The organism is Mycoplasmopsis mucosicanis, assembly GCF_006546935.1.
Lineage (GTDB): Bacteria > Bacillota_I > Bacilli_A > Mycoplasmatales > Metamycoplasmataceae > Mycoplasmopsis > Mycoplasmopsis mucosicanis.
Genome location: NZ_SMDN01000015.1, coordinates 1 through 12,977, shown reverse-complemented (window position 1 = coordinate 12,977; position 12,977 = coordinate 1). Strand labels below are relative to the sequence as shown.

Genomic DNA, 12,977 nt, shown 5'->3' with positions numbered 1-12,977 from the left:
TTCATTTGCTTTATTAGAATTAACAAATTCATTGACTTCTAATAATTTTTGTTGAAAATTCTCAACATTTGCATTGGAATTCAGTAATTTTGCAACTTTTTGAGTACCTGGATTGTAACCAAAACCAAAAATAAAACGGTCAGGTTGCAATAAATTCAGTGTATTTATTTGCTCTGCAATAGAAAAAGATTGATAATGACAAAGCATAATGCCTCCACAACCAATCTTAATTTTTGATGTTTTATTTGCTAAATGATTTAGAAGAATAAGAGGATTAGAAATCACAAGTGAATTTACACCGTGTTGCTCACTAACTCAATATGAATAAAAATTTAGTTTCTCACTAAAATTTGCTAATTCTATTAAATCATTGTAACTTTGAGTAGTATTACTATTTTTTATAAGTAGGCCATGTTCTAATACACTTATCTTCATACATAATATTATAAATTATTAATATTAAGTGCAAAAAATCGGACACAAGTTTTTAAGTCTATAAGCCAAAAACGGAAACAATTCCAAAAATAGCAAAATTTTAAGAAACACTAAACAAATAAAAAAAGCAAAAAGTGATATTTTATTGAGTTTTATTACTCATAAAATAACTTTTTGTAAAAAATTAACACTTTAAAGTCATAAATTAACAGAAGTACAAAAAATACAATTTTATGAAAGTAAAAATGTGCTTTTTTTAAATTTTTCTACCTTAATTAGACTAAAAAATACTCATAAATAATGAAAATATATTTGTTGATATATTTGTTCAGTATCGAATAATAATATTAATATATTGATTTTTTATGTTTTAACAATTTTTAAACCTACAAAACAATAGCGATTTTATCTTACTTTAATACTAGAATATAAACACTTTTTATTCATATTATTGTAAAAATTCGCAATATATTCAAGTGCTTTTTTGCGATCAGAAATATTGGACATTGTTGGCAAAATCATTAAGTGATTTACATTGAGATCCTTACATAAATTATTTATTTTTGCGACATCTTCAATATTATTTAGACAAAAAACTCAGTTTTCTTTCATTATTTCTTCTAAATTAATAAGCAGTTCAAAATCTTCATGAGTAAAATCTTCATACAGCGGAAAAGAGTTGAAAGTTCTACCTTTTTCTAAATAAATTCTATATAGCAGTAGTGTTTTAAGATTTTTTTGAACTTGTTTTGAATCAATACCACTTACTACATTAATGCTTATAGCAACATCTTCAGGTTTTTTACCTCATGTTTGTGTATAAGTTTGAATATATGCATCAATTACTTGCTTTGCATTTGATTTGAAAGGATTTAAAAATCAACCATAATTCATTTTGAACTTATTTTTTGCTGCAAAAATAGCTGATTTTATTGATGTAAGCAGCAATGTAGGAGTAATTTTTTGCTCACATACTGGATTTACTTTTAATTCATTTGCTTTATTAGAATTAACAAATTCATTGACTTCTAATAATTTTTGTTGAAAATTCTCAACATTTGCATTGGAATTCAGTAATTTTGCAACTTTTTGAGTACCTGGATTGTAACCAAAACCAAAAATAAATCGGTTAGGTTGCAATAAATTCAGTGTATTTATTTGCTCTGCAATAGAAAAAGATTGATAGTCGCAAAGCATAATTCCGCCACAACCGATTTTAATTTTTGTAGATTTGCTTGCTAAATAATCTAAAAGCAATAAAGGATACGAAATAATTAATGAATCAATAGCGTGATGTTCGCTAATTCAATATGAATAAAAGTTGAGTTTTTCAGCAAATTCACAAAGTTCTGCTAGCTCTTTATAACATTGACTTGGACTGCTAAATTTTGAATATAGCCCATGTTCTAGAACGCTAATTTTCATATCTATATTATAGAATATTGAATATTTAAATCAAGTATGCTGTATGTGCAAAATTAAAACAATCAATAAATAAAAATGCAAAAATCAATAAATTGATGTTTTTTTGTACTCATAAATTCACTTTTTAGTTTACTGAACCTTTTAAAACATAGATAAAAAACATAGACAAATAGTTTTTGTCTATGTTTAAGAACCTATTTTGATTTATTCATTCATATTGCTGAAAGAAAGTTATCAAATAAAGGATTTGATTTTATAACACGTGTTGTAAATTCAGGATGATATTGCACACCTAAATAGAATGGATGATTTTTGACTTCACAAATTTCAGCAACCTTTAATTCAGGATGAATACCAGAAAAAATAAAGTTATCATCCTCTAGAGAATGGCGATATTTATCTGCAATTTCATAACGGTGTCTATGTCTTTCATAAAAGATATCTGAACCATAAATTTTTTGAGCCAATGTGTTTGGAAGTGCTTGAATTTTGTCTTCACCTAGTCGCAATGTGCCACCCAATTTCATTGTGTCGCCATTTTCATAAAAAGGAGTTAAGACAAACTCTTGATCAGTGTTATGTACTGCAAATTCTTTACTTGTTGCATTTTTTATACCTAAAAGTCGAGCTTGCGCAATAGCCATAGCTTGAAAACCTAGACAAATTCCAAGAGTAGGAATTTTATTTTTTCGAGTATAGAGTGCTACATCTACTTTTGAATAAAAGCCACGAACACCAAAACCGGGTAGAATAACAACTCCATCGTAAGTACTAAGTTGCTCATCAATATTTTCAGATGTTATCTCGCTTGAATCAATTAATTTGTAATTTAATTTAATATTTTGATGTGCTGCAGCTATCTTCAATGAAGAAATTATAGATAAATATGCATCTTCAAGACCAGTATATTTTCCAACTAATAGTAGATTAATTGGTTTTGATCGTTTAGCTAAATATTTAGTAATAAAATTGTTTCAATCATTATTGGCTTCATGATTAATTTCTTTTTCAATTGCAAAATGACTATAAATTAATTCAACAATTCCACTCCGCTCCAAAAATAATGGAATTTCATAAATATTAGCTTTATCAGGAATATTAATAACATTTTTAGGGTCAATGAACGCATTTTCACTGACTTTTTTAATAATCGAAGGGTCAATTCCTTCTTGAGAACGCAACAATAATAAATTAGGATTTATTCCAAATGATCTAAGTGAAGCAATTGAAACTTGACTAGGTTTTGATTTATATTCTTTAGAGGCTGATAAATAAGGTATGAAAGCTAAATGAGCAAACATCACATTTCTTGGATAAATACTTGCAAATTTAGATGTTGCATAGATATAAGGGTTAGATTCAAGGTCTCCAACTGTACCACCAATTTCAATTAGCATAAAATCTGGCTGTTTTTTATTTGCTAAATCTAGAATAATATTAATTATTTCATCAACAACGTGAGGCACAATTTGCACTGTTTTTCCATGATAAGCACCTTGACGTTCTTTTTCGAAAATTCGTGTGTAAATACGACCAGTTGTAAAATTAGACTCTTTAGTTAGTTTAACATCAATAAAACGTTCATAGTGACCTAAATCAAGATCTGTCTCACCACCATCGCTAGTAACAAAAACCTCACCATGTTCCATCGGATTCATTACACCTGGATCAATGTTTAAATAAGGGTCTAATTTGAGTACAAAAATATCAAATCCTTGTGCTTTTAATAAATTACCAATACTTGCAGCAGTAACTCCTTTTCCTAAACCACTTAAGACTCCACCGGTTGTAAATATAAATTTTGTCTTCATAATGCTCCTTAATAATTACTTATTTTACTAAAAATAACACAAATAATAAAAAACGACTTTATAAAAAAGTCGATATGGTGTTTTGATAAAAAAAGCCATTACTAGCTAATTTAACATATGGTGGCTCCGGCAGGAATCGAACCAGCGACACACGGAGCTTCAATCCGTTGCTCTACCTACTGAGCTACAGAGCCATGGCGGTCCAGACGGGAATTGAACCCGCGATCTCCTCCGTGACAGGGAGGCGTATTAAACCACTTTACCACTGGACCATATTGGTGGCGGAGGTTGGATTTGAACCAACGACCTCAGGGTTATGAGCCCTGCGAGATGCCTAACTTCTCCACTCCGCGATTTGAAGTTATTTTTTTAGTGCCTTTCGGCAAATGGCGGGTGATGAGGGATTCGAACCCCCGCGGGCCGTGAAGCCCCTGGCAGTTTTCAAGACTGCTCCCTTCAGCCGGACTTGGGTAATCACCCGTGGTGGACCTAACTGGATTCGAACCGGTAACCGACCGGTTATGAGCCGGTTGCTCTAACCGTTGAGCTATAGGTCCATAACAGTTAGATATTCCATATAATGGTAGCGTCGAAGAGAGTCGAACTCTTGACCTTCCGGGTATGAACCGGACGCTCTAACCAACTGAGCTACAACGCCATAAAATGGTGGAGGATATGGGATTCGAACCCACCACCTCCTGCGTGCAAGGCAGGCGCTCTAGCCAAATGAGCTAATCCCCCTTAAATGGTGAAGAAGACAGGATTTGAACCTGCGACCACTTGGTCCCAAACCAAGCGCTCTACCAAGCTGAGCTACTTCTCCGCTTGCGCTTTTGTGTAAAAAAGCATAGTTATTATAACACATCATTCAAAAGTACAAAATATTTTATAAAAATTTTTGAAATTAATTTGAATGGTTCATTTCGCTATAAATTTAATAAAATAAAGTTATAAAATTCAAGCATATATATTATGGAGTGAAAAAATGAAAAAAGAAATAAAAATACAAAAAAATGACTACATGCAGATATTAAAAGGTAAAAGTATTGAATTATCTAAATTTTTGGAGTTAGCAAACATTAAAAATATAGAGGAATTTAACTTTAAACCTTTTTATAAATTAGTAAATATTGATAATGGTGAGTACAAACTTGTTGATTTAATTTTGGAAAACAATGTTATTAAAGTTGAACCTAAAGAATTATCACTAGAAAATTTTGATACATTTGTTTTTGATATGGATGGAACATTATTAGATGCTAAAAAAAATATAGTACCTAACAACTTACAAGCATTAAAAGAATTGGCTTTAAAAGGTAAAAATATTTGTATAGCTACAGGACGAGCAATATTTATGCTAGATAATTATTTGGATCAAATTCCTTACAATTTACCTTTTTTATGTGCTAACGGTGGTATGGTTTATGACCATAAAACATTTAAAATGATTTCGGATTTCAATATAAAACATGAAGATGCTATTAAATTAATGGATAAATGTGATGAATTAAAATTAGGTTACTATATTTTCTGAGAAGGTGGTTTTGTTGGTAATAATGTTGAAAATTCGCAAGATTACAAAAGCAAAGATTACACAAAAATAATGAAACCACAATATTGAAAATTAAACCCGGGCAGAAGTTTTTATGATGATAAAGAAATTTGTAAAATTTTAGTTACTTTTGATCCACATCAGTCAGAAGATATTGCAAAATTTGATAAATATGTTAAAGAATTTCCGACCTTATTAGGTATTCAAACACAAAAAAACTTCTATGATGTTGGTGAACCTAGTTCAAAGGCTTTAGCACTAGCGTCAATAGCAGATAAATACAAAATCAACTTAAAAAGAACAGTGGCTTTTGGTGATGCAAACAATGATGCTCCAACATTTGAGTATGCTGCACTATCATTTGCACCATTAAACTCAATGGAATTGGCTCTTGAGAATGCAACATTTGTCTCACAAAAAACTTCTGATGAAGATTGAATTGCTGACATTATTTGAAACAAACTACAGTAGTGTTTTGACCAATATACTCATTTATGAGTATAATACGTAAAATATGCATTAGCATATTTTTTGTTTTGCTTTAATCAAAGTCTCTGTTGGAGCATAATCTCAAACAATAATAAATACACAAATATAAGTGTTTTTACTCATAAAAGTGACTATCTTAATAATATATAATTAAAAATATAAATGTTATATGGAGCAAGAATGAACAAACAAATATCATTAAGTAACACTGAATATCAACTCATTTTAGACACAAAAACAATTGAAATCAATAAATTTCTTTCATTATTAAAGCTTAAAAATATTGAAGAGTTCAACTTTACTCCATTCTATAAACTATTCAACATAGACACAGCAGAATGAACCATTGTTGATTGTGAAATCAATGGAGATTTAATAAAAATAGAACCTAAACAACTAATTCTTGACGATTTTGATACATTTATATTTGATTTAGGTGGAACTATATTGAATGATAATAAAGGAATTGAACCAAAAAACCTTGAAGCAATCAATTTTTTAGCCTCAAAAGGCAAAAAAATTGGAATTGCTACAGCAGGTGCAATATTTATGTTGCATTGATATTTTGATAAACTCCCTTGCAATTTGCCTTTTTTATGCGTAAATGGCGGAATGATTCATAATTGTAAAACACATAAATTAATTTCAGATTTTGTTATCGATCATGATGACGCAGCAAAATTAATGAATAAGTGCGATGAACTTAATTTAGGTTACTACGTGTTTTGAGAAGGCGGAATTGTTGGTATGAATGTTGAAAACTCGCATGATTTTAAAGATAAAAACTATAAAAAAATACTCAAACCTGAACATTGAGTATTAAATCCTGATAAGAGTTTTTTTAAAGACAAGAAAATATGCAAAATTTTTGCTACCTTTGATCCACATCAAGAAAATGAAATAGTTAAATTGGATGAGTATGTAAAATGCTTCCCCCATTTATTTGGAATGCAAACTCAAAGAAATTTCTATGATGTTGGTAAAATAACTTCAAAAGCATTAGCCTTACAATCAATTGCTTCTGAATATAATATCGACTTTAAGCGGACAGTTTCATTTGGTGATTCAAATAGTGATTCACTTACTTTTGAATCAACGGCATTATCATTTGCTCCAAAAAATTCAATGCATTTAGCAATGCAGAATGCAACATTTGTTTCTAATAAGACATCTAATGAAGATTGACTAGCGGAAATTATTTATCAATTTAAGTAGTTAATTTTTCCCAAAATACACATTTTTGAGTAATATAAGAAAAAATATGCTTTAGAAGCATATTTTATTTTAAGAGTGCAAACTCTACAAGAGTATCAACTAAGACACCTTGAGGTTCACCTTTAATATCAGCAGTACCAGCCACATCACAGTGAATGAAATCAACACCATTTGTGAATTCTTTAAGAAACATTGCAGCAGTATTATGGTCAGAAGTTTCGTCATTGTTGTAGTTGTTTAAATCAGCAACAAGTGAAGCAGTATTTGGTTTATGAAAATCTTCATGTAGAGGCATTCTTCAAACTTTTTCTTTTCCTAAAAAAGCAGCTGCACTAAAAATATCTCAATTTTTATCACTTGTTGAATATATTCCTGAGTAGGTTGAACCAAATGTTCTTGACATTGCACCAGTAAGTGTTGCAATGTCAACAAGAGTTGTTGCTTTTAATTTTGTTGCAGCATAGTAAAGACCATCTGCTAACACCAATCTTCCTTCTGCGTCTGTATCAGTAACCTCAACACTGATTTTAGCCATTGATTCATACACATTTTCAGGTAAAGAAGCATCACCATCTTGTCTATTATCAGTAATGCACATTACGGCCGCTACATTCTTTCTAACTTTTAATTCAGCAAGTGCTTTAACAGCATAAGCAGCAATTACTGAACCAGACATATCAAACTTCATTCCTTCCATATGATATCCTTTTGTATTCATTCCGCCAGTATCAAATGTAATCCCTTTACCTACAAAAGCAATCTTTTCTTCAGATTCAGGATTTCCTAGATGTTCAATAACGACTACACGTGGAGCATGAGTTGAACCCCTATTTACTGAGAGTAATAATCCCATTCCGAGATCTTCAATTTGATTTTTGTTTAGCACAGTAATTTTTAGTTCGGGAATGGTTGAAAATTCTTCTTCAATATATTTAGCAAGCATTTCTGAAGTACAGAAATTTTCAGGCATTATTTGTAAATTTCTTGCTTGATTTCTGTTTTTTGCAATAATTTCAAATTTGTCTGCTAGTGATTTATATTCTTCTGTTGGTACAAAGAATGTAAAATTATTTTTTACATCTGCTTCTTTTTTCTTATTGAATAATTGAGCTTGGTAAAAAATTACACGTGAATAAAATGCTTTCAAAACATCAACAAATGTTAGTTTAATGTTTACAAAACTTTTGAGATCAATTTGATAACCTCTGTTTGCACTCAAAATATAATCATCAATTAGTTTTACTAACTCATAATAATTTAGTGGTTTTTCAATATAAATATAGGCATTTTTTTCATTTAAAAACTCAGTAATTTTGCCGTTTTTTACTGAAATATGAGTATTTTTGTAAGAATTAGATGGTCAATAAGCTCTTAATAAAATTTGTTCATTTCTATGGGTTAAATACATAACTCTCCTTTAATAAAAATTATATGTTAGTTTGCTTTTTATGAATAAAAATACTATATTTTTCCTTTTATGAACAAAAGAAAGAAAAACGAATAATAACTAGTATGAAAATAACTAATGAAGCTTTTAAAAAACTCGTTTATGAGTACTTTTACACATTTATTAAGTTGCAATCTATTAGTCTAATGCATTGACCAGATTCACTTATAAAGCACCAATTGCGCTTAATTTTACATTGAGATAAAAATTTCTTTTATCATAGTTTAGGAATTTCAAAATTAAGTAAGCAAAAACAAATTTCTAAACATATTTATGAATTTGTTTTTGCAGTATTAGAAGACAAAATTACCTTTGAATCATTATTCAAGTTATTGAACTACAAACAGCGAACCAATATGATCAAAAAAATCATTGCTGCACAATGATTTATAAAGAAAATAAATTCGCCTCGTTTGTTTGATTACTTTAAACTTAAACCAATGACTAATGAAACTGATGTTTATCAGCATTCTGAATGTTTGTTGGTTGGAGAATATGATGCTCAATACGTGGTTGTGGTTCATTGTTGAATAGGTAATCAGTATAATCTAAATATTGAACAACACCGCTCAATATATTGAAATGCTAAAAAGGACACACTCAATATTGTGCTTATTCCTTTTAGTTTAAAGTTAATGAGAAAAAGCAAACTTAATGATCTAAATTTAATGAAAATTAACTGAAATTTCAACAACTACTATCAAAATAAAACAAACTTTACCAGTAGTGCAATAAACTAATTTTAGATATGTTAATTTTTACCAAAAGTACTCAAAAACGTGTGTAAATAAAAAAAATGAGTGCTCATGCACTCATTGATTATTAAGATATTTTTGCTCAGTATTTTACAACTCTAACCATTTGTGAAACATAAGACATTTCGTTGTCATATCATGCAAAAATTTTGTATATTTTTTGACCATTTGCTTCTTGAATTTTGGTTAATGTAGCATCAAAAACTGATCCATAATGTGAGTTAATAACATCTGATGAAACGATTTCATCTGTGTTGTATTTAAATGATTCACTTTCAGCTTTTTTAAATGCAGCGTGAAGTTCTTCAATAGTTGGTTCTTTAACTAATTGTACTGATAAGTCAATAATTGAACCTGTAATTGTAGGAACTCTAAGAGCAACACCATTTAATAAACCTGCAGCACCAGGAACTACTAGTCCAATTGCTTTTGCTGCACCAGTTGAAGTAGGTACAATGTTATAACAAGCAGCACGTGCACGTCTTAAATTACCTTTTCTGTGTGGTCCATCTTGTAACATTTGGTCACCAGTGATTGCGTGAGCAGTAGTCATTCAACCATTTTTAATACCAAAGTTATCAACCAAAACTTTAATAACTGGAGCTAGACCATTTGTTGTACATGAAGCAGCTGAAGCGATTGTGTCTTCTTTAGTCAATGTTTCGTGGTTTACATTGTAAACTACAGTTTTTACATCATTTCCTGCAGGAGCAGAAACTAATACTTTTTTAGCACCAGCTAAAATGTGTTTGCTTGCTAAAGGTTTTTTTGTGAAAAAGCCAGTACATTCAAGAACAACGTCGATTTTTAATTCTGCTCATGGAAGGTTTTCTGGATCTTTTTCTGCAAAAACTTTGATTTCTTTACCATCTAATAAGATTGAGTCGTTTTCGACTTTAATGTCGTTAGCTAAAGGACCAAAAGCTGTATCGTATTTTAGTAAGTGAGCTAACATTTCAGGTGCAGTTAAGTCGTTGATTGCTACAACTTCAACATCATCTCCACCAATTTCAATTAAATGACGAAGTATAAGTCTACCAATTCGTCCAAACCCGTTAATTGCAATTCTTTTCATTTTTGCCTCCGTTAATATTGCATAATTATTTTACTCTTTTGCAACACAAAATTTTTTTGCGAAAACAAAAATGTGGAAATTTTAATGAATTGTTTCCACATTTTAAAATTTAGTTTTTTTGCTAAAAAAATCAGTTTTTTGTTGCTTTTTAAGCAAAATAAATGAAAAAACAGCCTTGGCTGTTTTTAAAAAATTATTTAAAACCTTCTCATTTTCAGTTTTTTACTTCATCAATGTCAGTTCCGTGTTCTCTAATGAATTTTGTGTGGTATTCAAGTGTTTGGTTCATTTTTTCTATAAAGTCTTTTGCTTTGTTAGCAAATAGTGCTTGAGCTGCAGTAATTGCCATGTGGTAGCGATCCATATGTGAAAGCTGACGAATGTCAAATGAAGTGGTTATGTCTCCATGTTCTCTGTATCCATGAGCTAATAAATTCATATTTTTACGTGTGTAGAAGATGTCTCTAAGAAGTGTTTCATAACCGTGGAATGCAAATAAGATTGGTTTGTTTGTTGTAAATGCTTTGTTGAATTCTGCATCACTAATTCCACGTGCATCAACTGATGGATGACGTAATTTAAGAATTTCAACTACGTTGATAAATCTTATTTTTAGTTCAGGGAATGCTTTGTTTAATAATGAAATTGCAGCAAGAGATTCAATAGTTGATTCTGTACCACTAGCAGCAACAACTAAATCAGGTTCTTCATCACCTTTTGTATTTGAAGCTCAATCAATAACTTTGTAACCTTTTTCAACTAATTCTTTAGCTTCCTCAATACTGAAGAATTGTTCACGTGGTTGTTTTGAAGCAACAATTAAGTTAATAACACTTTTTTCTTGGAATGCTTTGTCACTTACTGCTAACAATGTATTTGTATCAGCTGGTAAGTATTCACGCACAACTTCAGGAGTTTTATCTGCTAAATGACCTAGCAATCCTGGATCTTGGTGTGTATAACCATTGTGATCTTGTTGGAATGAGTTAGAGGTAGCAATAAGGTTAAGTGAAGGAATTTGTTTTCTTCATGATAGTGGTTTGCATTTATTAATTCATTTTAGGTGTTGAGTAATCATTGAATCAACTACACGTAGGAATGCTTCATAAGAAGCAAACACACCATGACGTCCAGTTAACACATAGCCTTCTAAAAATCCTTCGGCTTGGTGTTCTGAAAGTTGTGAGTCAATTATTCTACCTGCAGGACCAACTTTTTCATCAAGTTTTGCATCAACTCTATCAAGTCATTGACGGTTTGTAGCATTTAGAGCTCCAAAAAGTCTATTTGATTTAGTTTCATCAGGTCCAAAAAGTCTAAATGTTGTTGGATTTAGTTTCATTATTTCAGCATAGTATTCTGATAAATTAACCATATCTTGAGTTATAACTGTACCTGGTTTATCAAATTTGATTGCAAATTTTGTTCAATCAGGCAATTTTAAGTCTTGAGGATTAAGTCCACCATTTGTAGCAGGATTCATTGCTAGACGTTTGTCACCTTTTGGAGCAATATTAAACTCTTCTTTTAATTTGCCTTGTGCATCAAAAAGTTCTTCTGGTTTATATGACTCAAGTCAGTCTTTGAGTAAATTAAGATGTGTTGCATCAGCAGCTTTAACTGGTAAAGGTACTTGGTGTGCTCTAAATCCACCTTCAATTTGATTTCCTTCAAAGTTTTTTGGTCCTGTTCAACCTTTTGGTGATCTAAAAAGAATCATTGGTCAGCGAGCACGTGTTTGTTTGCTTGCATCAATTTTGGCAGCTTGTGCTTTGATTTGTTGAATTTTTTCAACTGCAAGATCAAGTTTAGCAGCCATCTCAGCATGGTAGTCGGTTACTTTTTCAACCTCTACAAAGATTGGATCTCAACCAAAACCACTGAATAATTTTTCTAAATCTTCATTGCTACGACGTGAAAGAATTGTAGGGTTAGAGATTTTGGCGCCATTTAAGTGGATAATAGGCAATACAACACCATCATTTTTAGGGTTGATAAATGTATTTGATAGTCATCCAGCCATTAAAGGTCCTGTTTCGGCTTCACCATCACCAATAACAGTAGCGGCAATTAAACTAGGATTATCTAAAATTGCTCCAGTTGCGTGTGAAAGCGAATAACCTAATTCACCACCTTCGTGTAGTGAACCAGGAGTTTCAGGTGCAGCATGTGAAGCTGTTCCGCCAGGGAATGAGAAAATTTTAAATAACTGTTTCATACCTGCTTCATCTTGAGTGATATGTGGAAATCTTTCAGTATATGAACCATCAAGATATGAGTTAGCCACCATTACTTGACCACCATGTCCTGGTCCTTCAATATAAAACATATTTAGATCATATTTATTAATTATTCTATTTAAGTGAGCATAAATAAAGTTTTGTCCAGAAATAGTACCTCAGTGACCAATTGGATAAACTTTAACATCTTCAATTTTTAAGCCACCTTTCATTAAAGGATTATTTTTAAGGTACATTTGGCCAACAGAAATGTAGTTAGCTGCTCTTCATCATGCATCAACTTTTTTTAGGTATTCTTTTGTATCAAAATTATTTGACATCGTTACTCCTTCGATCTTTTATTTGCTAATCAATTATATAGAATATTAAATTTTAATATTATATTAATAATTATGATGTGGAATTTTTTCAAATACCAAACAGAATGAACCTCTTAGTTAGAATTCAACTAAGGAATACAATTTTGTTATGGAAAATCAGAGATATGCAGCAAAAAATGATTTAATTTTCAGACAAATTACAAGGCATAGCGA

At 30.7% G+C, this 12,977-nt stretch carries 9 protein-coding genes and 8 tRNA genes; 3 read left to right on the top strand and 14 right to left on the bottom strand.

Annotated features, from left to right (window positions below):
• The 11 genes from E1I18_RS03190 to E1I18_RS03140 all read right to left on the bottom strand — a co-directional run.
• On the bottom strand, window positions 1–435 hold a 435-nt coding region (locus E1I18_RS03190; protein WP_141484151.1), incomplete at its 3' end, for an LLM class flavin-dependent oxidoreductase.
• A gap of 405 nt (window positions 436–840) precedes the next feature.
• Entirely contained in the window at window positions 841–1,860 is a 1,020-nt protein-coding gene (locus tag E1I18_RS03185) for an MsnO8 family LLM class oxidoreductase (RefSeq protein WP_141484150.1), read from the bottom strand.
• Window positions 1,861–2,054: 194 nt separating this feature from the next.
• Window positions 2,055–3,671 carry a CTP synthase gene (locus E1I18_RS03180; protein WP_141484149.1) on the bottom strand — a complete coding sequence of 539 codons (1,617 nt, stop codon included), beginning with the start codon at window positions 3,669–3,671 and terminating at the stop codon, window positions 2,055–2,057.
• A gap of 118 nt (window positions 3,672–3,789) precedes the next feature.
• A tRNA-Phe gene (locus E1I18_RS03175) sits at window positions 3,790–3,865 on the bottom strand.
• Between the two features lies 1 nt (window position 3,866).
• A tRNA-Asp gene (locus E1I18_RS03170) sits at window positions 3,867–3,943 on the bottom strand.
• A 4-nt stretch (window positions 3,944–3,947) separates the two neighbouring features.
• Window positions 3,948–4,024: transfer RNA gene (locus E1I18_RS03165), tRNA-Met, on the bottom strand.
• Window positions 4,025–4,058: 34 nt separating this feature from the next.
• Window positions 4,059–4,151 (bottom strand) — tRNA-Ser (locus tag E1I18_RS03160).
• A gap of 1 nt (window position 4,152) precedes the next feature.
• Window positions 4,153–4,228, bottom strand: a tRNA-Ile gene (locus E1I18_RS03155).
• A gap of 24 nt (window positions 4,229–4,252) precedes the next feature.
• Window positions 4,253–4,329 (bottom strand) — tRNA-Met (locus E1I18_RS03150).
• A gap of 6 nt (window positions 4,330–4,335) precedes the next feature.
• Window positions 4,336–4,412 (bottom strand) — tRNA-Ala (locus E1I18_RS03145).
• A 5-nt stretch (window positions 4,413–4,417) separates the two neighbouring features.
• Window positions 4,418–4,494, bottom strand: a tRNA-Pro gene (locus tag E1I18_RS03140).
• 162 nt (window positions 4,495–4,656) lie between these two features.
• On the opposite strand from E1I18_RS03140, the gene E1I18_RS03135 reads away from it, so the two are divergent.
• On the top strand, window positions 4,657–5,694 hold the full coding sequence (locus E1I18_RS03135; protein WP_141484148.1) for a Cof-type HAD-IIB family hydrolase: 1,038 nt from the start codon (window positions 4,657–4,659) through the stop codon (window positions 5,692–5,694).
• A gap of 198 nt (window positions 5,695–5,892) precedes the next feature.
• Window positions 5,893–6,927: an HAD hydrolase family protein gene (locus E1I18_RS03130; RefSeq protein WP_170218539.1), complete on the top strand. Its 1,035-nt coding sequence runs from the start codon at window positions 5,893–5,895 to the stop codon at window positions 6,925–6,927.
• A gap of 64 nt (window positions 6,928–6,991) precedes the next feature.
• Here E1I18_RS03130 and E1I18_RS03125 read toward each other — a convergent pair whose 3' ends face one another.
• Window positions 6,992–8,335, bottom strand: a complete 1,344-nt coding sequence (locus tag E1I18_RS03125; protein WP_141484146.1) for a M17 family metallopeptidase — start codon at window positions 8,333–8,335, stop codon at window positions 6,992–6,994.
• Between the two features lie 104 nt (window positions 8,336–8,439).
• Between E1I18_RS03125 and E1I18_RS03120 the strand changes: the two genes are divergently transcribed.
• Window positions 8,440–9,114: a hypothetical protein gene (locus E1I18_RS03120; protein ID WP_141484145.1), complete on the top strand. Its 675-nt coding sequence runs from the start codon at window positions 8,440–8,442 to the stop codon at window positions 9,112–9,114.
• An 82-nt stretch (window positions 9,115–9,196) separates the two neighbouring features.
• On the opposite strand, the gene gap is transcribed toward E1I18_RS03120, so the two are convergent.
• Complete coding sequence (gene gap / locus E1I18_RS03115; RefSeq protein ID WP_141484144.1) at window positions 9,197–10,204, bottom strand: type I glyceraldehyde-3-phosphate dehydrogenase; 1,008 nt, start codon at window positions 10,202–10,204, stop codon at window positions 9,197–9,199.
• Between the two features lie 193 nt (window positions 10,205–10,397).
• Window positions 10,398–12,764, bottom strand: a complete 2,367-nt coding sequence (locus E1I18_RS03110) for a phosphoketolase family protein (protein ID WP_141484143.1) — start codon at window positions 12,762–12,764, stop codon at window positions 10,398–10,400.
• Between the last annotated feature and the right edge of the window lie 213 nt (window positions 12,765–12,977).